Source organism: Pseudomonas sp. NBRC 111138 (genome assembly GCF_001320835.1).
In the GTDB taxonomy this organism is placed as follows: Bacteria; Pseudomonadota; Gammaproteobacteria; order Pseudomonadales; family Pseudomonadaceae; genus Aquipseudomonas; species Aquipseudomonas paracarnis.
Genome location: NZ_BCBO01000045.1, coordinates 35,808 through 59,805 on the forward strand (window position 1 = coordinate 35,808; position 23,998 = coordinate 59,805).

Below are 23,998 nucleotides of genomic sequence, written 5' to 3' on the forward strand. Positions count from 1 at the left end.
CCTGATAAGGAGCGCAACATGGAAGATAAAAAGACGCTGTTGAACGCCAAGAAAGTAGAGCTGGGCAATCATCGGATCTTTGCTGAAATCAATTCGCTGCCGGTCCTGCGCGCCTTTATGGAAACCCATGTGTTTGCGGTGTGGGATTTCATGTCCCTGGCCAAGCGCCTGCAACAGGACCTCACCTGTACTCGCCTGCCTTGGCTGCCTCCCGTGGACCCGGCGGCCGCGCACCTGATCAACGAAATCATCCTGGGCGAAGAGTCCGACCAGAACTTGCAAGGCGGTCACTACAGCCACTTCGAACTCTACCTGCATGCCATGCGCGAAGTCGGCGCCAGCACCGACAAGATCGAACACTTTGTCAAACTGATGCGCGAAGGCGTCGATCTGAAAACGGCCTTGAGCCGTTGCGGTGCAGGCCTGGCAGCGTCGGCTTTCGTCACTGACACCATCGAAACCGCCATCAACGCTTCCACCCACAGTGTGGCTGCTGCGTTTTTGCATGGCCGTGAAAGTGTCATCCCGCAGATGTTCCAGCGCATTCTGGACGATTGGGATATCACCGCAGACGACGCGCCAACCTTTCGCTATTACCTGCAGCGCCACATCGAAGTCGACTCGGAAGACCACGGCCCGGCGGCAGAAAGCCTGTTGGCGCGCCTGGTCAATGGCGATGCGCAGCGTCAGGAAGAGGTCTACGTATCGGCTATCGCGGCGGTACAAAGCCGCCTGGCGTTGTGGGACAACCTGCGCGTGGCCATGGGCGAAACGGTCAGTGAGTGCGTGGCATGAACTTCGAAGTGATCGAGGCCGACCAGGCCCAATGGTTTGAGGTGACCTCTGAACGCGGTATCACGCTGACCGTCTTCAAAGACACATTGGACCCTGTTACGAAAACTGGAGTGCGTACACGTCTGGTACGTTTTCACCCTGGGGGCGGCACCCGTGAAATCTATACCCATGATTATCACGAAGAAGTGTATTTGATTGAAGGCGACCAGACAGAGCAGGCCAGTGAGGGGCGCCCGGAGAAAACTTACCGCGACGGTAGTTACTTCTTCAGGGTCGCACACACGGAGCACGGGCCGTTTAATTCGAAAGACGGATGCCTGTTGTTTGAAGTGCACTACTACTGAGTATCATGAATAAAGGAAGTAGTCATGAGAGCTGAAGCATATCAATCGTTTTCCGAGTCGTGGGAGGAAAGGGCGACTATTCGGACGCGCCCGAGACGACGCTTGGAAGATGACGAAAAGTTAATATTTCCGGCCAGTCGTCAACCATTGGTCATGAGCGCAACCTTTATGCAGGAGTGTAGTCACTTACAGCATTTTGTTCTCGTTCAGAGCTTGTATAAGTTCATTAATGATGTGGTGATTTTCGAAACCGAAATTGTCGACAAGACCGCCAGGAGCATTGCGAAAGATAACTTCGCTATCCGCTTTCCGTTTGCGTGCCGTTACGACGCGATGACCGTGGTCGTCGATGAGGACTATCACGCGCTAGTGGCGATGGACTACATGCAACAGACCATCGAGTTGACGGGCATCGAACCCATCACCTTGCCAGCGGAAATCGAGCTCAGCCGTTCTATCCCCAAGGCATTGGCCATGGCGCCCGCGCACCTCAAGGCTGCTGTCGAGCTGATCTGCGTGGCCATTGCGGAAAACACCCTGACCAACGATGTTGCCGCGTTTGCCCGCGACGACTCGGTCAAGGCATCGGTCAAGGGGTTGATGGCCGACCACTTGGCGGATGAGGGTCGACATTCGGGCTTTTGGGCCAAGTTGACGCGCATTTACTGGAATACCGCGAGCGAAGAGGACAAACGTGTGCTGGCCTCGATCATGCCGGTGTTCTTGGGTGAGTACCTGACCAACGAGATCCAGCAGGGGTTTGATTTCGCGCTGATCGAGCAACTGCCGGTGAACCCCAGCGTCAAGGCGGCGTTGCGTGAAGAGGTCGAAGGCATGAGTTTTCCGATCACGCCGTCTCACCCGCTGGTAGGCAACATCGTCCGATTCTTCAAACACAGCGGCCTGCTCGACGCTCCCTGCATGCAGGAAGCGCTCGCCGATTATCTGCGCTAGAGGACAACTTCGATGAGACATCTTGATATCGTTTTGTGCGGGCGCAGCCATGCGCTCGCCTGCCTTACGCAAGAGTTGGAACAGATGGGGCACACCGCCCGCTTGTTGACCAGCGATAACGCCATTGAGCTTTGCCAGTTATCGGCGCCGGACGTGCTGATAGACGACGCTAGCACGGCGCAACTCCCGCACTATCCGTCGTGTCATCGCCTATCTTTGCGGGCGCAGGCTGACGATGACAGTGATGTTCTCGCGCCACTGCGGGTGGACTGCCTGTGGCGTCCTGGCGATGGCGATTGGATGCTGCTGGGGCGTCGTGAAGTCAGCGCCCCCCTCGCCGGCAACGGTGCCGACCGGGCACGTGAAGCGATAGCGCAAGTGGTAGAGATGGCCAGTGTGCACATCGGGCGTTTCTCACGCAGTGCTGACTATCTTGAGGCGCCCCGTGAGCCGGTGCAGGCGATTGATCGCTTGTCGAGCCTGACCCTGTTGGATGGCCTGGCCTGGCGTCATCGCCACAATGCGAGCGCTAATACCGGCATTCTGGAGGAGGCCAGGCGCCCCTTTGTGCAGCGCTTGGCCGATAGCCTGTTGGCCAACGCCGAGCGCAACGCCCTGAAAGTGCAAGGGCGGGGTATGTCCTATGCGCAACTGCACGCTTATAGCGTTGCGATCCAGGAACGCTTGCAACCCTTGCTTGAAACCTCGACCCCAGGGTTGACGGTGGTCGGCATCTCGTTGCCCAAAGGCACTGCGCTCTATGCAGCGATCCTGGCGGTGATTGGTTGCGGTGCGGTGTACCTGCCGTTGGACCCGAACCATCCTGTCGAACGCCGTGCGGCCATCCTCAAGCATGCCGGTGCCAGCCTGCTGATCCAGGACACCGAGGCAGACAACCCGCTACCGGGCCTGGCTACCCTGGATATTGGCCATCTGGACTTCTTCCACCACGGCGCCAAGGGCTACAGCCGTGTCGCCCTGGCCCCGGATCAGAGCCTGTTGCGCGTAGCGCTGGACGGTTCGGCACCCTGCGTGGCGATCTACACGTCCGGTACCACCGGCCAACCCAAAGGCGTGTTGCTCACAGTCGACAACTTGAGCCACTTCTGTGCGTGGTATGCCCGTTATGTGGAACTGGACCGCCATAGCCGTGCCCTGCAGTTCTCGACCATCAATTTCGATGCATCGCTGCTGGATATCTTCCCGACGCTGATCCAGGGTGGCGAGTTGATCGTGCCCACCGAAGACCAGCGCCGCGACCCGGTGGCGCTTGCTGAATTGATCCAACGGGAGCAGGTCACCCACGCCTTTTTGCCGCCGGCTTTGCTCAGCATCATCCAGCTTGAATCGCTGTACGGCATGCAGCATTTGGTGACGGGCGGCGATGTGTGCGAACCCCACGTGATCGAAAAACTGATGGGCCACTGTGCACTGCACAACATCTATGGCCCCACCGAGACCACGGTGCTCGCCACCTGCCGTACCTTCCAACGGGGGGACAACAATCGCAACCTGGGCGTACCGATTGCCAATACCGCGATTTACCTGCTGGATGAGCACGGCCAACCGGTAGGCGAAAATGACAGCGGTGAAATCCACATCGCCGGGCCAGGGGTAGGCGCCGGTTACCTGGGCGCCTTGCAAATGACGGCCGAACGCTATCGGCTGCACGAGTTGCCCGATGGCCAGTGGGTGCGCCTCTACCGTACCGGTGACCTGGCGCGTTGGACCGAGGAGGGCATCCAGATCATCGGGCGCCTGGATAACCAGGTGAAGATCCGCGGTTTTCGGGTGGAGCCGGAAGAGATCGAACACCTGCTGCAATCGAGCCAGTTGTTCCGGCAACTGGCGGTGGTCATCGATCACCAGCGCCGCATCCTGACGTTTTTCTCCCAGCCTCAAGAGGGCGAGGGCCAGGCGGCCAGTGAGCAGTTGCAGGCCTATGCGCTCAAACATTTGCCCGACTACATGCGCCCCAGCGCCTATTGCCTGCTGGACCGGTTGCCGGCCACGGCCAATGGCAAGGTCGACCGCAAGGCCCTGAGAGACCTGCCGGTCAACTACAAGACGCAAGGGCCGCGCCTGGCTCCCCAGAACGCCACCCAGGCGCAGTTGCTGGAGCTGTGGTCCAGGCTGCTCGACTTGCCTGGGCCGGACATTTCCGTAGATGACAGTTTCTTCAATCTGGGTGGCCATTCGATCCTGTTGTCGCAGATGCTCATGGGGATTCGCGAGGCGTTCGGCAAAGGAGTCTCGATCAACCGTTTTATTGAGCAACCCACCTTGGTCAACCTCGCCAACCTGATTGACCAGGACGTCGAGGCCACTGCTACGGTCAGTCCGCAGGCGCTGCAAGACGCCATGATCCGGCCTGAGCTGGAGGTACTGCCCATCAGTCGATTGGGCAACGTACATAAAGTCATCGTGACCGGCTCCAACGGGTTCCTGGGTGTGCATATCGTCGAGGCCCTGCTGGAACTGGGCAGCACCGAAGTGGCGTGCCTGGTGCGCGAGTCCGGCGGCATGAGCGCGCAAGAGCGCTTCGAGGATGCGCTGATCCAGAACCGCCTCGAACATCTGGACCTGAGCCGGGTCAAGGTCCTGGCGGCGGATATCAGCAAGCCGCGCCTGGGGTTGTCCGAGCAGGACTATGAATGGCTGGATCGTGAATACGGCGTGTTGATCTACAACGCGGCCAACGTCAACCACGTGCTCGACTACGAGTCGCTGGTCAAGGACAACGTCACGCCGGTGCTGGAATGCCTGCAATTGTGTGAAGGGCGCAGCAAGAAAATTTTCAACTTCATTTCCACCCTGTCGGCATCCAGCACGGTGGACGAGCAGGGCCGGGTATTGGAAGAACCGCCTGCCTTCACGCCGCCCATCTACATCCGCAATGGTTACAACCTCTCCAAATGGGTGGCTGAGCGCATCTTGTGGAACGCCAGTGAGTCGGGGGTGTGGGTCAATCTCTATCGCCCTGGAAACATCGCGTTCAATACGCGAACCGGTGTGTGCCAGCCTCATCAGAACCGTTTGATGCTGATGCTCAAAGGCTCCTTGCAGCTTAAGCAAGTGCCCGAACTGGCGCTCAACTTCGACCTGATGCCGGTGGACTTCCTCGCACGCTTCATTGCGTTTCACGCCAGCCGTCATAACCGCACCAAAGCGGTGTTCAACTTGCACAACCCGCTGCCTTTGACATGGGCTCACTATCTGGAGGCGTTCCGCGCGGCCGGTCACGATTTCCAGATGGTCCCGGTGACACAATGGCAGCAACGCCTGTCGGCCATCGACAGTGATAACGCGTTGTTCGGCGTGGTCGGTTTTTACCTCAATGGGTTTGAAGAAGACATTGGCGATATCTCGATGATCGAGTACCGCAATGCACTCTCAGGAATCCAGAGCATGGGCGAAGACTACCCAGCCAAGAACAGTGAGTTGCTGCAAAAAGGCTGTGACTACCTCAAGCAAATCGATTTCATCTGAGCAAAAAAAAGGAGCTTACCCATGCAACATTTTGAACCCGATACCCTGGTCCGTAATCCAGTCGGCAACCCTGTCGTCGCCAGCGTCAGCGTGAATGGCGATGCTCGCAGTGTGTGGAATGTCGTCGGAGATTTCGCCGGTTTCACGAAGTTTATTCCGGCCTTGTCCCATATCGAGATGACGGGCGAGGGCGTGCGCTCGGTACGCAAGAAGCTGTTCAAGGACGGCAATGTCGTGATTGAGCAACTCAACAGCCATGACGATCAAGCCATGACCATGACCTGGTCGCTGATCTACACCTCGCTGAACATCGGTAACCTGTGGGCGCTGATGGAGGTGGTGCCACAAGGCCCGAACCAGAGCCTGGCGACCTGGACCATCATTGGCCAGCCCTACACGGGCGGTAAGGAAGACGTACCGGCGTTCGAAGCTTTCCTGCAAGGCTTTGCCGATGACGCGATGAAGAACGTACAGGCGCTCTTCAACTGACATAGGAAGAGCAGGCAGTGGCTGATTCCGTGGCGAGGGAGCTTGCTCCCGTTGGGGCGCGAAGCGACCCTGAGAATAGGACTGCTGCGCAGTCCATCGGGAGCAAGCTCCCTCGCCACAGAAGCGTTCTGCTGTTTTAAGCGTTAGTTGATGGCTTGATCAATCCCCGCCTGCAAGGCCTGGCTTTCACTGTGCCCACCCGCTCGCAGCGGGCCCAGGTTGAAGGCTTGGTCATTGCGTGTGGCGTCGTCGTGTTTCTGGGTCAGTTCGTCCTTGGCACCCAGGGCCAGGTTGACCGGTGACTTCGAAACGTTCAGCCCGACATCGGCGCGGTAGTCGCTGCCGGCCAGTGTGGTTGCCGTCACCTTGGAGCCACCCAGCTCAACCTTGCCATTGGGCGCACTGATCCGCGCGCCCGTAAGCTGGGTATCACCCTTGACCTGCAGGTTGACGCCGTGGCTCGCGCGAATGCCTGACGCCTGGGTGACGCTGTCCTTGGCCACATGGCTGACATCCAGATACAGGGTCGGGGTGTAGCTGGTGTTGCCGCTCTTGTCGCCGAACAACACGCTTTCGGCGGTATTGGCCACCTTGCTGCCGGTGGTGTCTTTGCCACTGACGGTGTAGCTGTCGCTGGTTTTTGGCCAGACCTTATCCTTGAAGCCAGACAAGCGCGTGCCCAGGGCATCGGTCTTGTCTGCCAGGTATGCCTTGGCCTTGTCCACGCGGGTACCGAAGGCGCCACGGGGTTCCGGGTTCACATCGTAGCTGCCACTGCGAGTGAGTTTTTCGCCCAAGCGTTCCTTGGCATTGACCACGCTGTTGACCACGCTGTCCTTGGCCGAAGCCAGGTGCCCGGTGCCTTTGTCGACGACGTTCTCCAGCTTGTCGCGATGCTTGTCGAACGCGCCTTCAGCCTTGGCTTGTACCTTGTCCTTCAATGGGCCGCTGGCTTTGGCCAGCTTATCCACCACCCCCGGCTGGTTTTTTTCGACATCCAGCCTGGCGTCGACATTCACCTGAGTGCTGTTGACCTGGTCCTTGCGGCTTTCGACGACGAGGTCGCCGCCCACCGCGCCATGCACCTTGTCGGCGTCGACACGCGCTCCGGCCAGATGGGTATCGCCGGCACTGTTGAGGGTGACGTCACCCGCCGTGATCAGGCTGTTGTGCTGGGTGGTACCTTGCAAGTGATCCACATCGACCTTGGCCCGCGCATTGATGCCGCGCTGGGTCTTGGGTGTCTCATGTTCACCGGCGTCGGCCAGGGTGGTTTGGCCGACGCTGCCCCCTGCGCCCAGGGTCACGCCCCAGTTACCATGGGCCTGGGTCGATTGCGCAGACTCTTGCAGGATGCCGCCGTTTTGCGCATCCAGGCTAACGCTGGCTGCGCTGACCTGAGTGCCCTGCAAGTGGATGGCATCGGTTGCATCAGCGCCGCTGGCGAGGCTGACCTTGCCGCTGCTGTGCAATTGCCCGACGACGGCGCTCTGGTCGTTTTCCGCCACTTTGCCAATATTGAAATTGGCGCTGAGGCTGCCGGTCTTGCTGCTGCTTTCGGCGCTGCTGGTCTTGCCGGCGCCGAGGGTCAGGCCGCCGCCCAGGTTGCTGCCGTTGCTGACGTGGCTACCGGTGGCGGCTTGCAGGTTTAGCTTGCCGCCGGCATTGAGGCTGATATCGCCAGCCTTCGCGCCCGTGCTGCCGATCTGCGTGCCTTGCAGGGTCATGTCAGCGCCGCTGCTGAGCTTGACGGGGCCGCTGCCCTGGATGGTTGCGACCTGGGCCTGGCTGTCCTGGGTGTCCAGGCGCTTGTTATCCAACTGCACGCCGGCACCGAGGTTGACGTTGCTGCCATTGGCGCCGGGCGCGGTGCCCACCGTCAGTGAGCCGTTGCCGCGCAGCGTGCTGCTGTTTTTACTCTGGGTGTTGGTGGCCTGGTTGAGCGCCAGCTCACCGCCGGTCTTGAGGTTGACCCCGGCCTGGCCGCCGTCGAACTGGCTGCCTTCATAACGGGCATCGCCCTTGGCGTCGATGCTCACGCCTTGGCTGGCCACATAGCTGCCGACCACCGCCGTGCTGCTGGACTCGCGCACATCGCTGCTGCCGCCCAGGCCACTGCCGCGCACATTCAGGTCTTCACCGGTGGTGGTATAGACTCGCACGCCAGCCTTGGCGTCCACGCCTTGCTCGCTGCTGCTGTGGGTGTTGGCCGCTGCGGTAGCAACGTGCTCGCCCGCCTTGATGTTCAGCCCGCCCTCGGTGGCGCGGTACTGGGTGCCCTCGTCCTGCAAGGTGCTGGCCGCATTGACCTGCACCGTGGCGCCACTGAACTGGCTGACCACGGCGGTGCTGTCCTGCGTTGTGCCGGTTTTGTTCGTGTGCCCGACTTCCACATCCAGGCCGACATTGGGTTGCTCGAATGCATCCAGCAAACCGGGCTGATGGAACTTGGCCTGGGCCACGCCCTCGACGGCTTTTTCGATCGGGCGGGTAATGCCTTTGTATTCCACATTGGCGCCAACATCGGCGGTCCAGCCGTTTTCCTTGTGGGTGCTGGTCTCGGTGGAATGGGCCGCCTGGTTGTCGATCTGGCCAGCGTTGACCTGCAGCCCGGCGCCGGCCTTGGCCTGTGCACCCTCGCTGGTGAAGGTGTTGCCAGCGTTGATGGTCAGCTTGCCGGCCGCGGCCACGGTGCTGGTTTGCGCAGTGGTTTTTTCAGCGGTGTCTTGGCTGCTTTGGTGGCTGAACTGAGCGCCACTGCCTGCCCGATCAATGCCGCCGGTGTAGTAGAAACTGCCGCCGGTGGCGGTTTTGTCGACGGCTTCGGTGCGCTTGTCGTGGGCGGCCAACAGCTCGACGTTTTTGCCGCTCAGGCTCGCATCGCCTTCGGTGGCCTGGAGGTTGGACCCGGTGATGCTGACATCGCCTGCGGCGTTAACCGCCACACTGGCGCCTTTAAGGCTGGAAGCCTGTTGTTGCGTGGTGTCGGTCTGGCGGGTTTGCTGCTGGTCTTCATAACTCAGGCCCGCACGGTACTGGCGGCTGACACCCTCGGTTTCCTTGGCGTAGCCATCGAAGCCACGGCTATGGGTGCGAGTGGTGTCGTGGGTGGTGTTCTCGGCGGCAACTACCTTGATATCGCCCTTGGCATCCGCTTGCAGTTCACCCGCGGCGGACACCTGGGAGCCACTGACGGTGATGTCCTTGGCACTTTCCAGCTTGAGGTTGCTGTCCGAGCGCAGGTTGCTGGCAACCACGGTGCTGTCCTTGAGGTTCTTGCGGCTTTCGTCCTTGGAGATACCGAAGAACTTGCTGTCATTGCTGTAGCGGTTGTCGTGGGAGGTGTCCTGGACGCCGTCGATCACCAGCGAGCCTTTGTCGCTGATGACGCTGGCCTGTTTGCCGCCTCGGGCCTGGCTGCCGCTGATGCGCACGTCGTCGGCCTTGACGATCAGCTTGCCGTCGGCGTTGACCTTGCTACCAGTGTTCGACGTCTTGCCCTGGTTACCGTCGCCTTGCTTGCCGAAGAAGCTGCCACCGGTGAGGTCGCCGGAGTAGGCATTGTCGCTGCTGCTCTGGGTACGGCTGGCGCTGGCGATTTCCACGTGCCGGGCGGCCAGTTGGATATCGCCGGGGGTTTTCAGCTCGGCGCCTTGCAATTGCAGCTTCTGTTGGCTGGTCAGCTCCAGTGTCTTTCCGGCCTTGAGGCTGCTGGTGATGCTGCGTTGTTCGCTGCTGGATTTATCCCAGTTGGCTTTCCACAGGTGCTTGCGATGGTTGCCCTGGTCGCGGGTTTCATGGGTTTCGGTGGCGGCGTTAACGTGCAGGTTGGCACCGCTGTCGACGCGCAGAGTGTTGCCCGCTTCCACATGGCTGGCTTTGATCTCGGTGTTGGCACCGGAAGACAGCGTCGCATCCTGTTGCGCCACAACCTTGTTGCCGTGCTGGCGCGAGTCTTTGTCGGTGGTGGTGCGGTCGTAGGTTTCGTAGGTGAACAGGAAGTTGCTGTTGTTCCACTGTTCACGCTTTTCCTGGAACTTGCGGCTTTCCAGGCTGCTGAGGGTCAGGTTGCGGCTGGCGTCGAGTTTGACGTTGCGCCCGCTGACGTCGGTGGCGGCCAGGTTCAGGTCCTTGGCGCTGTGCAAGTCGATATCGCCCTGGCGGCTGTGCACGCCAGCGCGAGTGGCGTCGAGGCTGTCGGCGCGCACCTGGCCGCTGATATCAAGGTCGCCGGCCGAACTGATCTTCACCCCGTCAGTGCCTTGCACCTGCACGCCGCCCACGCGCACACCGGCGCCTTCGGCGGTGCTGATGATGTTGATGCGCCCGGCCTGCATGGCGCCGAACAGGCGCGCGTCGATGCGTTGGTCCTGGGTCTTGCTGGCCGGGTCCACCTGGCGTACCTGCCCGCTGGCGAAATCGACCTGGTTGCTGCCGACGGTGAGGTTCAATTGATCGCGGGCACTGAGGCGACCTTCGCTGTCGATGCGCGGCGCGATCAGGTTGATGGACCCTTCGCGGTTGTGCAGGCCCTGGCCTTGCACTGTCAGTTGGCCGTTGGCATCGCGGGTGCTCAAGGCTTGCAGCTTGCCGTCGTTGAGTTCAGGGCGGCCCACCACCAGGTTGGCATTGGGCGTGTTGATGAAACTGCCGCCATTCACCGAAATACCGTTAGGGTTGGCCAGCACGTAATCGGCCGCCTGGCCGAAAATCTCCTGGGCGCCGTTGAGGGTCGAGGCGTTGCGGCTGATCACTTCGTTGAGGATCACGCTCGCCGCCTGGCCCTGGAACTGCGGGTTGGCCGCCAGTTGCCCGGCAAGTTGGGACTGGCCAGCTTGCAAGGCATTGTTCAACACCAGGCCCTGGCGGTCGACGTTGTAATCCAGGAACTGGTTATGGGACAGGCCACCGGCGTTCGGCGCGACGATGTTGACGATGGGTACGCCGCCCTGGTTTTGCAGCTGCGGCGTACCGCCAGGGCCTTCGACGACGGTCAAGCCTGCGGCGAGCGCGAGCTGCGGCAGCAGGAACAGGCTGGCGATGGCCCAGCGCAGTTTGCCCTGGGGTGAAAGGTGGAAGCTGTGTGAAGTAGTCGGCATAAATAATCTCGCTCTGTGTTGGCTGATCCACGACGCGCGTTGTTCGTTGCAACGCTGCTGGGGTGGTCAGGTACGGCGGTGACTCAGGCTAAAAACAGGTATTGGCTCATCGTTGCACACTCATATCTGCACGCTAAGGCGCGTCAGCCAGACCTCCGGCTCCTGGCGAAAACCTGTGGGGGTGTTGAGGTTGCGTTGGTAGTCGATGTCGAGCTGTACGTTCTTCCAGCTCAGGTTGAGCCCCGCGCTGGCGCCGCTCAGGCGTTGGCTCTGGGCGCCGTGTTCGTGCTTGACCCAGCCGTTGTCCAGGCCCAGGCGCGGGGTGAGCTTCACCGGCAAGTCAGTGTTGAGCGGCAGGCGCAAGGTGTTGCGCCAGACCGCGCCAATGGCACCGGAACTACTGTTTTCGCGGTAGCCGCGCACGGCCGAGTCGTCGGTGATCAGCAACTGTTCGATGGCGGGCAACGCATCCGGGCTGTACTGCACCGACAACTGGCTCTGCCACTGCCATGGCTGCGCTGCCCATTGGCCGTTGCGCCATTGGGTGAGGTTGGCGCGGTACTTTTGAAACTGCGCCTTGGGCCGGTTTTTCTGCACCTGGTCGGCATCGCGATCGGCGCCGAACCAGGTCAGGCCCTGGGCGTAATTGACGTCCAGGTTCCACACCGCGCTGTTGAGCCAGAACAGGTTCATGCCCGCTTCGGCTACGGTCAGCGTGGGGCTTTGGATGTCCAGGTGTACCTTCTGTAGGTAGCTGTCGACGTCTTTGTAGGCCAGTTGCAGGTTGGCGCTGAGTTGGTGGCCCTGGTCGCGCCACAACACACGGTCGCTACGCAGGCTGACCTGATCGGTGCGGCCACTGTTGTAAAACGTGGTGCGGCTGAGTTTGAACGGCGAGCGGTATTCGGCATGGCTGGCGAACAGGCTGTAGGTCCAGTAACCGTAGGGGATCGAGTAGAACAGGCTGTGGCTGCGGCTGTAGCGCGGCCCATGGTTGAGCGTGTCGCTGAAGCTCAGGTTGAGCGAGTCGTTGATTTGCAGCGGGCTGTCCAGGCTCAAGTTGATCGCATTGCGATCACGCCCGGTGCCGGCGCTGCCGAGGTTATCCACCCCCAGGCCCAGGGCCCAGCGCGAGGCACTGCTGCGCGAGCGCAGGATGATGCGCGACGCGCCCGCGGTGCTGCCTGGGGCGATGTCGGCCGTGAGGTCCACCGAGCGCAGGCGGTTGAGCTGGTCCAGGCCCTGCTCCAGATCTCGCAGGTTCAGTGGCTTGCCGAGCATCCCGGGGAATGCCCCACCCAATGACACCGGCAGGCTCTGGTCGGCCAGTTCGATGGCCTCCAGGTAGCCTTCTTCGACGTGAATATCCAGCGGTTGCCCGGCGGCGGGCGCGCTGATCAGGTAGGGGCGGCTGGCGATATAACCGGCCTCGACATACAGCCGCGTAATCTCGGCCAGCAGGCGGTTGATCTGGGTGACGCCCATGCAAGGCGCCACGTAGGGCTCGATGTGTTTGTCCAACTCGGCACGGCTGAACAGCGTGACCCCGGCCAGGCGCGTACCGCTCAAGGGCCAGCAGCGTTCGTCCTTGGCGATGTCTGTTGGCAAGGCCGGTGTGGCCGCTGGCGTACCGAAACTGCCACGTTGCATCTGGCGTTGGCGCTGCTCCAATTGTAATTGCTGCAGGTCGCGTTGCTGTTGCTGTTGCAAGCGCAGGGCTTCCTGGCCTGGCTGCGGCGCCTCGGCGCCAGCCACGGGCAGCGCCCACAGGCAGAGCAGGGCAATGCCCAGGTTCCGGGTACAACTCAAGTGTCCGGTTGAGAGCTGATTTGGCACTCGACATCCTTAACGTAGAAATACACACGATCCACACCGCACGAGCTAAACCTTGAACTCAGCGCAGACTTGCCCCACTTGAGTGAGTGCTGAACGGTTTGTTACATCGCCGTAGGATTTATTGCACATTCTGTAAGAAAAATCGTGTGATGCAGTGCTCAAATGCACAAATTTAGTGCGCGAATGGGCGTCTCAGCCCAAAAATCCTGATTTTTCAGGAGGCGGGAGGGGGCGGCGCGGTTTTGATTGTTGTCTGGGCTTCACCTAATCGGCGTGCCGCGGCGAGGAACTGAGTACCTTGCCCGGTTGCCAGATTAGGCTTTTGAATCCATTGGATATTCTGTAGCCTTGCGCAGCTTTAAGCTGTACCCGTGCTTGATGAACAAAAACACTTCGTCCGGTGGCGCCCGAAGGGCTCCTGAGCCGGTGGTACACTCGACTTTCGCGCTACTGCGCCTGCAGGTCTTGCGAACATGACGCACATTTCCGAACGCCTACTGGTTCAAGCTCACCTCGACGCCAAGCAGCCCAAGGTTCTCAGCGCTGCCGAAGAGGCGAGCCTGCGAACCGCCATTGCCGCCGAGCTCAAGGCTCAGGACGCGGTGCTGGTTGCCCACTTTTATTGCGACCCGGTGATTCAGGCCCTGGCCGAAGAAACCGGTGGTTGTGTTTCCGATTCCCTGGAGATGGCGCGCTTCGGCGCCGCTCACCCGGCCAAAACCGTACTGGTGGCTGGCGTGCGCTTCATGGGCGAGACCGCCAAGATCCTTACGCCTGAAAAACGCATCCTGATGCCTACCCTGGAAGCCACGTGCTCCCTGGACCTGGGTTGCCCGGTGGATGAGTTTTCCGCGTTCTGCGATCAGCACCCCGAGCGCACCGTGGTGGTCTATGCCAACACCTCGGCGGCGGTCAAAGCTCGGGCGGATTGGGTGGTGACTTCCAGCTGCGCGCTGGAAATTGTCGAAAGCCTGATGGACAACGGCGAGACCATTATCTGGGGTCCGGACAAACACCTGGGCACCTACATCCAGCGCCAGACTGGTGCCGATATGCTGCTGTGGGACGGTGCCTGCATCGTCCACGAAGAATTCAAGTCCAAGCAGCTCGAAGACATGAAGGCGTTGTACCCGGATGCGGCAATCCTGGTGCACCCGGAGTCACCGACTTCGGTGATCGAATTGGCTGACGCGGTGGGTTCCACCAGCCAACTGATCGCTGCGGCGCAACGCTTGCCGAACAAGACCTTTATCGTCGCGACCGACCGCGGCATCTTCTACAAGATGCAGCAGTTGTGCCCGGACAAAGTCTTTGTCGAAGCGCCTACCGCCGGTAACGGTGCAGCCTGTCGCAGTTGCGCGCACTGCCCGTGGATGGCAATGAACACACTGGAGCGTACGTTGCAGTGTTTGCGTGAGGGCGGTAATGAGATCTTCGTGGAGCCGGCGGTGATTCCGCAGGCGGTACGACCGCTCAAGCGTATGTTGGACTTCACCCAGGCCGCACGATTGAAACTGGCCGGCAACGCCTGAACACAAATCAAAATGTGGGAGCTGGCTTGCCTGCGATAGCGGTGTAACAGTTACAGGTGTTTTTGACTGCAACACCGCTATCGCAGGCAAGCCAGCTCCCACAGTTGATCTGTGATGCGCTTGAGTTACTTCTTTTGCTTCGGGATCCGCACCAACTGCGTATCCGAATAGATGTCATGCCAGCTGCGTTTGTGTTTATCGAACAACGACCAGATAAATCCCAACCCCACGCACAGCCATGACGCAATCGACACCACAAAACGCAGCAGTGCCTGCCACAGGCTGATCCGCGACCCGTCGGCGTTCTGCACGCGCACGCCCCACACCTGCATGCCTAGGGTTTGCCCCGAATGAGTCCAGAACTTGGCGAAGAACCCGAAGAGCACGAACAGCAGGATCGTGGACAGCAACGGGTCACCGTCCAGCGCGCCGGATTCGGTGAGTGTGCGCATTTTCGCTTCGCCCACGAAGGCGATCCACACCAGCTTGTAGATAAACGCGGTGACGATCAGCAGTGCGGTACATAAAAGAAAGTCGTAGAACATCGCTGCCAGGCGGCGGCCCAGGCCAACGGCGGGGAACTCGCCCTGGGGGCTCAACAGGGGTTTGGACATGGCAGGGCTCTCTGGAGAAAGCACGCAGTTTACGCAATGGCGCCCATAAAAAAGCCCCTGATGTCATATCAGGGGCTTTTTGTCGCAGGTAAGGGTCAGGCTTCTGCGTTTACTTCGTCAGCCTGCATGCCTTTCTGGCCTTGCACGGCAACGAAAGTCACTTTCTGGCCTTCCTTCAGGCTCTTGAAGCCATTGCCCTGAATTGCGCGGAAATGCACGAACAGATCCGGGCCGCTTTCAGGAGTGATAAAACCAAAGCCTTTTTCGTCGTTGAACCACTTGACGGTACCGCTCTGACGCTCAGCCATTTTCTTCTTTCCTTTGACGCTAAAAATTAATGACAGCCCCTTTCAAACGAAAGAGTACTGGGCTGGGTTGCAGGAAAGTAAGAGACATCGAACGGGTTGTAGCAAACTACTTGAGCTACTGCCCAGGTCCAGGTTCCAAGCGACCCATGCAAACACAGTGGGCAAACTCTACGCCAACTAATATGAAAAAAACAAGCCCTTGTGCAGGCCCTGATTTTACTGGGTCTCATGACACTTTGTTGAATGTTCTGATGCCGGCTTATTCGATAGAGTTATTCACTTGTTATAGGGCGTCAGCTATAAAAATCCTATCGTGAATGCACTGTTTTATGGCGGTTGCGTTACGGTTTAGTGCACGTTAACGCAACCGCGTTACTTATAGAAACAGTCAATCAGCCACGGTAGTAACGTTGCGGAACAAATGGCATTTTACTTACACGCAGTGGCACCTTTTTCCCACGTACCATTGCGCAAACTTCGGTATCCAGTGCGACAAATGCGTTGTCCAGATAACCCATCGCCAGAGGGCCACCCAAGGTTGGACCAAAGCCCCCGCTGCAGACGCTGCCGATAACCGTACCTTGTGCATCGACAATTTCAGCGCCTTCACGCACCGGGGTACGCTCCTGCGGCAGCAGGCCTACGCGTTTGCGCGCCACACCGGTTTGCTGCTGAGTGAAGATGCGGTCGGCGCCAGGGAAGCCGCCGGCCCGTGCGCCATCGGCACGCCGAGCCTTGGAAATCGCCCACAGCAGGCTGGCTTCGATTGGCGTGGTGTCGGTGTTCATGTCGTGGCCGTACAAACACAAGCCGGCTTCCAGGCGTAGCGAATCGCGAGCGCCCAGGCCGATCGCCTGCACTTCGGTTTCGGCCAGCAGGCTGCGGGCCAGGCTCTCGGCATTGGCGGCCGGCACGGAGATTTCAAAACCGTCTTCACCGGTGTAGCCGGAGCGGCTGACGTAGCAGTCCACGCCCAGCAAACGCAGGGTGGCGAATTGCATGAAGGTCATCTGAGTGACTTCAGGGGCCAGGCGCGCCAATACTTTCACTGCCGCAGGGCCTTGCAGGGCCAGCAGGGCGCGTTCTTCGAACAGCGGTTCGATGGTGCATTGGTCGCCGATATGTGTACGCAGGTGCGCCAGGTCCTGGTCCTTGCAGGCGGCGTTGACCACCAGGAACAATTCGTCGTTGCCCAGGTTGGCGACCATCAGGTCGTCGAGGATGCCGCCTTGCTCATTGGTGAACATCGCATAGCGCTGCATGCCTACTGGCAGGTCGATGATATCGACGGGCACCAGGGTCTCCAGAGCCTTGGCGGCATTCGCGCCAGTGAGACGAATCTGGCCCATGTGGGAGACGTCGAACAACCCGGCCTGTTCACGGGTATGCAGGTGTTCCTTCATCACGCCCAATGGATACTGCACCGGCATGTCGTAGCCGGCGAAGGGCACCATGCGTGCGCCCAGTTCCAGGTGCAGGGCATGCAATGGGGTTTTCAACAGGGTTTCGGTGGACATATTCAACTCCTGAAAAACGTGCCGACGCGCTTGTGGGCGTCAGCACTCGATAATGTTGACCGCCAAACCGCCACGGGCGGTTTCCTTGTATTTGCTTTTCATGTCGGCGCCCGTCTGGCGCATGGTGCGGATGACCTTGTCGAGGGACACAAAGTGCTGCCCGTCGCCACGCAGGGCCATGCGCACCGCATTGATCGCCTTCACCGAGCCCATGGCATTGCGCTCGATGCACGGCACCTGCACCAGCCCGCCAATTGGGTCGCAGGTCAGGCCGAGGTTGTGTTCCATGCCGATCTCGGCGGCGTTTTCCACTTGGGACACGCTGCCGCCCAGCACTTCGCAGAGTGCGCCTGCGGCCATGGAACAGGCCACGCCGACTTCGCCCTGGCAACCGACTTCGGCGCCTGAGATCGAAGCGTTTTCCTTGTACAAAATGCCGATGGCGGCCGCGGTGAGCAAAAAGCGCACTACGCCGTCTTCGTTCGCGCCGGGGATAAAACGCATGTAGTAATGCAGCACGGCGGGAATGATCCCGGCCGCGCCGTTGGTGGGCGCGGTGACCACGCGCCCGCCATTGGCGTTTTCTTCGTTGACCGCCAGCGCATACAGGTTGACCCAATCGAGCACCGACAGCGGGTCGCGCAGCGCCGACTCCGGGTTCTTGCACAACTGCCTGTGCAAGGCCGCTGCCCGGCGCTTGACCTTCAAGCCTCCGGGCAAGATGCCTTCGTTGCGACAGCCGGCATCGACGCAATCCTGCATGACCTGCCAGATCTTCAACAAACCGCTGCGGGTTTCGGCTTCCGGGCGCCAGGCACTTTCATTGGTCAGCATCACCTGGCTGATAGACAGGCCATAGGTGGTGCAGTGGCCGAGCAAGTCCTTGGCGTGTTTGAACGGGAAGGTCAGGGGTGTAGCGTCTTCGACGATACGGTCGGCGCCCGCCGCGTCTTCATCCACCACGAAACCGCCACCGACCGAGTAGTACTCGCGGCTGCGGGTCTGGATGCCGGCGGCGTCAAAGGCACGAAAGATCATGCCGTTGGGATGATAGGCAAGGGGCTTGCGGATCATCGCCAGGTGTTCTTTCTCGTTGAACGCAATGCTGTGTTCGCCGAGCAGGTTGAGGCGCCCGTCACTGCGCATCTGCGCCAGGCGTGCTGCCACGGTTTCGGTATTCACGGTGTCCGGGTGTTCGCCTTCCAGGCCCAGCAACACAGCCTTGTCGCTGCCGTGGCCTTTGCCGGTGGCGCCCAGTGATCCGTAGAGTTCCACCTTGATGCCGGTGGTGGCCTCCAGCAGGTTGTCACGCTTGAGCCCCTCGACGAATCGGGCAGCGGCACGCATCGGGCCGACGGTGTGGGAACTGGAGGGGCCGATGCCAATCTTGAACAGGTCGAACACGCTAAGGGACATGGTTGTTCTCCGGTTTCTTATTATTTTCTGAAAGCCGACTCGGTCAATGTGGGAGCCGGGCTTGCCCGCGATAACGGTGGGTCAGGCAACATCACTGTCGGCTGATACACCGCTATCGCAGGCAAGCCAGCTCCCACACTGGCCGCGTATCTCTCGTCAGATCAGGCGTAGCTCTCGATAGAAGGGCACGCACACACCAGGTTGCGATCGCCAAACACGTTGTCGACCCGGCCAACCGGTGGCCAGTACTTGCTTTCGATCAACGACGCTACCGGGTACACCGCTTGTTCACGGCTGTATGGGTGGCTCCATTCTCCCACCAGTTCCGCAGCCGTGTGCGGCGCGTTCTTGAGGGGGTTGTCGTCTTTGTCGAGGGTGCCGTTTTCTACCGCGCGGATCTCTTCGCGGATGGCGATCATGGCGTCGCAGAAGCGGTCCAGCTCTTCCTTGGATTCACTTTCGGTGGGCTCGATCATCAAGGTGCCGGCCACCGGGAACGACATGGTCGGCGCATGGAAACCAAAATCGATCAGGCGCTTGGCCACGTCGTCCACGCTGATGCCGCTGCTGTCTTTCAACGGGCGCAGGTCCAGGATGCATTCGTGGGCCACCAGGCCATTGCTGCCGGTGTACAGCACCGGGTAGTGCTCTTCCAGGCGACGGGAAATGTAGTTGGCATTCAGGATCGCCAACTGCGACGCACGCTTGAGGCCGGCGCCGCCCATCATGCTGATGTACATCCAGGTGATCGGCAGAATGCTCGCGCTGCCGAACGGCGCAGCGCACACCGCGCCTTCCTTGCGTTCCATGGCGGCGTGGCCGGGCAGGAATGGCGTGAGGTGCGACTTGACGCCAATCGGGCCAACGCCCGGGCCGCCACCGCCGTGGGGAATGCAGAAGGTTTTGTGCAGGTTCAGGTGGGACACATCGCCGCCGAACTTGCCCGGTGCGCACAGGCCGACCATGGCGTTCATGTTGGCGCCGTCGATGTACACCTGGCCGCCGTTGTCATGAATGATCCCGCAGATTTCGCGAATACCTTCCTCGAACACGCCGTGGGTAGAGGGGTAGGTGATCATCAGTGCTGCGAGGTGCTCGCGGTGCTCGATGGCCTTGGCGCGCAGGTCTTCGATGTCGACGTTGCCGCGTGCATCGCAAGCGGTGACCACCACGCGCATGCCGGCCATGTTGGCGGTCGCAGGGTTGGTACCGTGGGCTGACGACGGGATCAGGCAGATGTCGCGACGTTCTTCGCCACGGCTCTGGTGATAGGCACGGATGGCCAAGAGGCCGGCGTACTCACCCTGGGAACCGGCGTTGGGTTGCAGGGAGATCGCGTCGTAACCGGTGGCCGCGCAGAGCATGGCTTCCAGTTCGCTGGTCAGTTGCTGGTAGCCGGCGCTTTGCGCGGCGGGGGCGAACGGGTGCAGGGCACCGAATTCGGCCCAGGTCACCGGGATCATTTCGCTGGCGGCGTTGAGCTTCATGGTGCACGAGCCCAGCGGGATCATGGTGCGGTCCAGGGCCAGGTCCTTGTCGGCCAGCTTGCGCAGGTAGCGCATCAGCTCGGTTTCCGAGTGATAACGGTTGAACACCGGGTGGCTGAGGATCGGCGACTGACGCAGCAATGCGCTTGGCAGGGTGCTTTCGGTTGCAGCAAAGGCTGGCAGGGTTTTGCCGTCGGCGAAGATGGCCCACAAGGCTTGGATATCGGCCTGGGTGGTGGTTTCGTCGACCGACAGGCCTACGCGCTCGCCATCTACCACACGCAGGTTGATGCGCTGGGCGCGGGCCTTGTCGTGCAGGGCTGCGGTGTGGGCGCCGGTGTGGATTGTCAGGGTGTCGAAGAAGTGTGCCTGCTCGACTTTCTGGCCCAGGGCCGTCAAACCCTTGGCCAGGATCGCGGTCAGCTGGTGAATGCGCTGGGCGATCTGCGTCAGGCCCTTGGGGCCGTGGTACACGGCGTACATGCTGGCGATATTGGCCAGCAGCACTTGCGCGGTGCAGATGTTGCTGGTGGCTTTCTCGCGGCGGATATGTTGCTCGCGGGTTTGCATGGCCAGGCGCAGGGCCGGCTTGCCGAAGCGGTCGACGGAAACACCGACCAGACGGCCTGGCATGTCGCGCTTGAACGCATCCTTGGTGGAGAAGTACGCCGCGTGCGGGCCACCGAAGCCCAGTGGCACGCCAAAGCGTTGTGCGCTGCCAATGGCGACGTCGGCGCCGAATTCACCCGGCGGCGTCAGCAGGGTCAGGGCCAGCAGGTCGGCGGCCACGGCGACCAGTGCGTTGGCGGCGTGGAAACGTTCGGTCAGTTCGCGATAGTCGAACACATCGCCGTTGCTGGCCGGGTATTGCAGCAGGGCGCCGAAGAACGGGCTGACGTCGGTCAGTTCGCGCTCATCGCCCACTACTACATCGATGCCCAGTGGTTCGGCGCGAGTGCGCAGGACGTCGAGGGTTTGTGGGTGGCTGTGCACCGAAGCGAAGAACGCGTTGCTGCTTTTGTTCTTGCTCAGGCGCTTGCAGAAGGTCATGGCTTCGGCGGCGGCCGTGGCTTCGTCGAGCAGGGAGGCGTTGGCAATCGGCAGGCCGGTGAGGTCGCTGATCAGGGTCTGGAAATTCAGCAGGGCTTCCAGGCGGCCTTGGGAAATCTCGGGTTGATACGGCGTGTAGGCGGTGTACCAGGCCGGGTTTTCCAGCAGGTTGCGTAGGATCGGCGACGGCGTATGGCAGTTGTAGTAGCCCTGGCCGATGTAGGTCTTGAACAGTTGGTTCTGGCTGGCGATGGCCTTGATCTTGGCCAGGGCCTCGGCTTCGCTCAGGCCGTCTTCCAGGCCGAGCACGCTGGTGCCCTTGATGCTTTCCGGGATGACGCTGGCGCTCAGGGCTTCGAGGGAATCAAACCCCAGGCTGGCGAGCATTTGCTGCTCATCTTCCTGGCGCGGGCCGATGTGGCGGGCGATGAATTCGTTGGCGGTGGTCAGATTAACGGTCATGGCGCGCTCCTCAAGCTTCAGCGTTGGCTTTGATCAGGCGGTCGTACGCATCCTGATCCAACAGCTTAGCCACTGCATCGGCATCGGCGGGTTTAAAGCGGAAGAACCAGCCTTCGCCCATCGGGTCTTCGTTGACCAGTTCCGGGCTGCCATCGAGCTTGTCGTTGACTTCGAGGACTTCACCGTCCAACGGCATGTACACACCACTGGCGGCCTTGACCGACTCCACGGTGGAGGCTTCGGCGCCCTTGGTATAAGCCTGCAACTCTGGCAGTTGCACGAAAACCACATCACCCAGCGCATTCTGCGCAAAAGCGGTGATACCCACGGTGACGCTGCCATCGGCTTCGGCGCGCAGCCATTCGTGATCTTCAGTGAAACGCAACTCGCTCATGGAAACTCCTCAGGGCCAGAATCGTCTGGTGGACGGGATTGGAATAATGAGGAGTTGCTTAGCAATATTGCGGCCAACGTTATTAAGCCGTTATAAATCAATGGGTTAATAAATTTCGCTATAAAGTCCGAGCAGTGAGCTGTAGCGTTTTCGCTACAGTCGAGTGCGTGAAAAAAAGCCTATGTGGATCAAAGCCTTGCATGGCACGCAAAAAACAGGGCTGTAGCGATATCGTTACGCTGTAGCGCTTTCAGTACACGGAATGTCGTTCTCAGACCAAATCTGTAATGCGGTTTCTGTGGGGGCTTGCCTGCGATAGCGGTCTACCCGTCACTAAGGAGTTGGATGACCCGACGCTATCGCAGGCAAGCCAGCTCCCACAGTTGAACCGCGTTTATTCCGTCAGGGTTTGTTGGGAATGCCGTATTTGCGCAGGCGATGGGCGATAGCCGTGTGGGAGGTTTGTAGCCGGCTGGCCAGTTGGCGGGTCGAGGGGTAGCGGCTGTAGAGGCTTTCCAGCAGGCTGCGCTCGAAATCTTCCACGGCCTGTTCCAGGCTGTCGACTTCACCATCGCTCTGGCGCGCCACGGAGGTGCCGGCGATGTCCAGGTCACCGATGTCCACCAGGCTGCTTTCGCAGATGGCGGCAGCGCGGAAGATCACGTTTTGCAACTGCCGCACGTTGCCCGGCCAGTGGTTGCCCAGCAGGGCTGGATAGGTACCCGGCGCCAGGCGGCAGACCGGGCGCTGGATCTGCGCGCAGGCTTGCTGCATGAAGTAGCGCGCCAGCAGCAGGATGTCCTGGCCGCGTTCACGCAAGGGCGGCACGGCGACGTTGAGCACGTTGAGGCGGTAAAACAGGTCTTCGCGAAAGGTGCCTTCGCTGACCATCTTTTCCAGGTCGCGGTGGGTGGCGCTGAGGATGCGCACATTGACCTTCACTTCGCGGTCGCCACCCACGCGGCGAAAGCTGCCGTCATTGAGAAAACGCAGCAGCTTGGCTTGCAGGTACGGCGACATCTCACCGATCTCATCGAGGAACACCGTGCCCTGGTTGGCCAGCTCCATCAGCCCCGGTTTGCCACCGCGTTGCGCGCCGGTAAAGGCGCCAGGGGCATAGCCGAACAATTCACTTTCGGCGAGATTTTCCGGCAGTGCCGCGCAGTTCAATGCCAGAAACGGCGCACTGTGGCGCGCACTGATGGCGTGGCAGGCGCGGGCCACCAGCTCTTTGCCGGTACCGGTTTCGCCCTGGATCAGCAGCGGTGCATCCAGTGCCGCCACCCGTTGCGCCCGCGCCTTGAGCGTGCGGATCGCCGGGGACTCGCCCAGCAGCGCATCAAACCCTTCGGCATGGTCATGGTGCAGCGCCGACAGTTGTTCGCCGATGCGGTTGGGCTGGTAGAGGGTGAGCAGGGCGCCGGCGTCGGTGATCGGCGTGGCGCCCAGCAGCAGGGTTTGGCCGTTGACGCTGATCTCGCGCAACGGCAAGCGAAAGCCCTGGTCCAGCAAGGTTTCCAGCAAGGCCGGATCATCGAACAGCTCGGCGATGCTCTCACCGGCCGGTTCACGCCCGTACAAGGCGATCAGCGCCGGATTGGCCAGCAGGATCTTGCCTGCACTGTCCAGGGCCAGCACCGGGTCGGTCATGGCCGCCAGCAGGGCGTCGAGTTGCAAGTGGCGACGCTGGCCCGGAAGGATGTCGACGACCTTTACCGCCTGCACGCCGTGCACGCTGAACAACGCATCGCGCAGTTCTTCAAGCACCTCGGCGCTGAGGGTCGGCGCATCGATATAGACATTGGGCGGCACCATTTCCACCGCATCCAGATTGAGATTGCGCCCACCGAGCAAGGCCAGGACTTCCTGGGTGATGCCGACGCGGTCGATGAAGCTGACGTGGATACGCATGGGGCGGATCTTGATTCTGGAGTGCTGAGGGTGGCCAGTATGCCTTGGAGCCGGTGGAGATCAAAATGTGGGAGCTGGCTTGCCTGCGATGGCGGTGGGTCAGTTACCGAAAATATCGTCTGACAGGTCGCTATCGCAGGCAAGCCAGCTCCCACATTCGATTGGGGAGCAGGTTATTCCAGGTGTTCGGGTTTGACCGGGTCGCCGGATTTCATATCCAACTGCTGGCGCACATCCTCAAACATCAGGTCGTAATGCTTGTGCTGTGAACCGACGCTGCTATGGGTCTTGGGAATGCCGT

16 protein-coding genes are annotated in these 23,998 nt (G+C 60.6%); 6 read left to right on the plus strand and 10 right to left on the minus strand.

The features are described 5' to 3' along the window. Positions 1–18 precede the first annotated feature (18 nt). Genes APH41_RS08580 through APH41_RS08600 form a run of 5 tightly spaced genes read left to right on the plus strand, consistent with a single transcriptional unit; the run spans position 19 to position 6,071 of the window. The gene (locus APH41_RS08580) at positions 19–795 is read left to right on the plus strand and encodes a DUF3050 domain-containing protein (RefSeq protein ID WP_054898387.1); all 777 of its coding nucleotides are present in this window, start codon (positions 19–21) and stop codon (positions 793–795) included. Continuing rightward, positions 792–1,139 (plus strand): DUF4437 domain-containing protein, encoded by a 348-nt coding sequence (locus APH41_RS08585; RefSeq protein WP_054918467.1) that lies wholly within the window; start codon positions 792–794, stop codon positions 1,137–1,139. Before APH41_RS08580 ends, APH41_RS08585 begins: the two co-directional genes overlap by 4 nt. A 24-nt stretch (positions 1,140–1,163) precedes the next feature. Next, positions 1,164–2,093, plus strand: coding sequence for a diiron oxygenase (locus tag APH41_RS08590; protein WP_054918469.1), 930 nt, complete (start codon positions 1,164–1,166; stop codon positions 2,091–2,093). Positions 2,094–2,105: 12 nt separating this feature from the next. Beyond that, the gene (locus APH41_RS08595) at positions 2,106–5,582 is read left to right on the plus strand and encodes an amino acid adenylation domain-containing protein (RefSeq protein WP_054918470.1); all 3,477 of its coding nucleotides are present in this window, start codon (positions 2,106–2,108) and stop codon (positions 5,580–5,582) included. A 21-nt stretch (positions 5,583–5,603) separates the two neighbouring features. After that, positions 5,604–6,071, plus strand: a complete 468-nt coding sequence (locus APH41_RS08600) for an SRPBCC family protein (RefSeq protein WP_054918472.1) — start codon at positions 5,604–5,606, stop codon at positions 6,069–6,071. Positions 6,072–6,214: 143 nt separating this feature from the next. Here APH41_RS08600 and APH41_RS08605 read toward each other — a convergent pair whose 3' ends face one another. Continuing rightward, entirely contained in the window at positions 6,215–11,170 is a 4,956-nt protein-coding gene (locus APH41_RS08605; RefSeq protein WP_054918474.1) for a hemagglutinin repeat-containing protein, read from the minus strand. A 120-nt stretch (positions 11,171–11,290) separates the two neighbouring features. Beyond that, entirely contained in the window at positions 11,291–13,006 is a 1,716-nt protein-coding gene (locus tag APH41_RS08610; RefSeq protein ID WP_054918476.1) for a ShlB/FhaC/HecB family hemolysin secretion/activation protein, read from the minus strand. 473 nt (positions 13,007–13,479) lie between these two features. On the opposite strand from APH41_RS08610, the gene nadA reads away from it, so the two are divergent. Further along, positions 13,480–14,538 (plus strand): quinolinate synthase NadA, encoded by a 1,059-nt coding sequence (gene nadA, locus APH41_RS08615; RefSeq protein WP_054918478.1) that lies wholly within the window; start codon positions 13,480–13,482, stop codon positions 14,536–14,538. Between the two features lie 125 nt (positions 14,539–14,663). On the opposite strand, the gene APH41_RS08620 is transcribed toward nadA, so the two are convergent. The 8 genes from APH41_RS08620 to APH41_RS08655 form a co-directional block, all read right to left on the minus strand. Beyond that, positions 14,664–15,152: an RDD family protein gene (locus APH41_RS08620; RefSeq protein ID WP_034128556.1), complete on the minus strand. Its 489-nt coding sequence runs from the start codon at positions 15,150–15,152 to the stop codon at positions 14,664–14,666. A gap of 95 nt (positions 15,153–15,247) precedes the next feature. Beyond that, positions 15,248–15,460 (minus strand): cold-shock protein, encoded by a 213-nt coding sequence (locus APH41_RS08625; protein ID WP_054918481.1) that lies wholly within the window; start codon positions 15,458–15,460, stop codon positions 15,248–15,250. Between the two features lie 392 nt (positions 15,461–15,852). Continuing rightward, positions 15,853–16,977 (minus strand): glycine cleavage system aminomethyltransferase GcvT, encoded by a 1,125-nt coding sequence (gcvT, locus tag APH41_RS08630; protein ID WP_054918482.1) that lies wholly within the window; start codon positions 16,975–16,977, stop codon positions 15,853–15,855. 39 nt (positions 16,978–17,016) lie between these two features. Next, positions 17,017–18,393: an L-serine ammonia-lyase gene (locus APH41_RS08635; protein WP_034128553.1), complete on the minus strand. Its 1,377-nt coding sequence runs from the start codon at positions 18,391–18,393 to the stop codon at positions 17,017–17,019. 161 nt (positions 18,394–18,554) lie between these two features. After that, on the minus strand, positions 18,555–21,392 hold the full coding sequence (gcvP, locus tag APH41_RS08640; protein WP_054918484.1) for an aminomethyl-transferring glycine dehydrogenase: 2,838 nt from the start codon (positions 21,390–21,392) through the stop codon (positions 18,555–18,557). A gap of 10 nt (positions 21,393–21,402) precedes the next feature. Further along, positions 21,403–21,786: a glycine cleavage system protein GcvH gene (gene gcvH / locus APH41_RS08645; protein ID WP_014719698.1), complete on the minus strand. Its 384-nt coding sequence runs from the start codon at positions 21,784–21,786 to the stop codon at positions 21,403–21,405. Between the two features lie 402 nt (positions 21,787–22,188). Beyond that, positions 22,189–23,697, minus strand: coding sequence for a sigma-54-dependent transcriptional regulator (locus APH41_RS08650; protein ID WP_003193823.1), 1,509 nt, complete (start codon positions 23,695–23,697; stop codon positions 22,189–22,191). 173 nt (positions 23,698–23,870) lie between these two features. Then, positions 23,871–23,998: DUF5064 family protein (locus APH41_RS08655; protein ID WP_156359037.1), on the minus strand; the 128-nt coding region annotated here is incomplete at its 5' end.

Coding starts and splice junctions, on each gene's coding strand:
- APH41_RS08580 (WP_054898387.1), top strand. CDS start 19: ATGGAAGATAAAAAGACGCTGTTGAACGCCAAGAAAGTAGAGCTGGGC.
- APH41_RS08585 (WP_054918467.1), top strand. CDS start 792: ATGAACTTCGAAGTGATCGAGGCCGACCAGGCCCAATGGTTTGAGGTG.
- APH41_RS08590 (WP_054918469.1), top strand. CDS start 1,164: ATGAGAGCTGAAGCATATCAATCGTTTTCCGAGTCGTGGGAGGAAAGG.
- APH41_RS08595 (WP_054918470.1), top strand. CDS start 2,106: ATGAGACATCTTGATATCGTTTTGTGCGGGCGCAGCCATGCGCTCGCC.
- APH41_RS08600 (WP_054918472.1), top strand. CDS start 5,604: ATGCAACATTTTGAACCCGATACCCTGGTCCGTAATCCAGTCGGCAAC.
- APH41_RS08605 (WP_054918474.1), bottom strand. CDS start 11,170: ATGCCGACTACTTCACACAGCTTCCACCTTTCACCCCAGGGCAAACTG.
- nadA (WP_054918478.1), top strand. CDS start 13,480: ATGACGCACATTTCCGAACGCCTACTGGTTCAAGCTCACCTCGACGCC.
- APH41_RS08620 (WP_034128556.1), bottom strand. CDS start 15,152: ATGTCCAAACCCCTGTTGAGCCCCCAGGGCGAGTTCCCCGCCGTTGGC.
- APH41_RS08625 (WP_054918481.1), bottom strand. CDS start 15,460: ATGGCTGAGCGTCAGAGCGGTACCGTCAAGTGGTTCAACGACGAAAAA.
- gcvT (WP_054918482.1), bottom strand. CDS start 16,977: ATGTCCACCGAAACCCTGTTGAAAACCCCATTGCATGCCCTGCACCTG.
- APH41_RS08635 (WP_034128553.1), bottom strand. CDS start 18,393: ATGTCCCTTAGCGTGTTCGACCTGTTCAAGATTGGCATCGGCCCCTCC.
- gcvP (WP_054918484.1), bottom strand. CDS start 21,392: ATGACCGTTAATCTGACCACCGCCAACGAATTCATCGCCCGCCACATC.
- gcvH (WP_014719698.1), bottom strand. CDS start 21,786: ATGAGCGAGTTGCGTTTCACTGAAGATCACGAATGGCTGCGCGCCGAA.
- APH41_RS08650 (WP_003193823.1), bottom strand. CDS start 23,697: ATGCGTATCCACGTCAGCTTCATCGACCGCGTCGGCATCACCCAGGAA.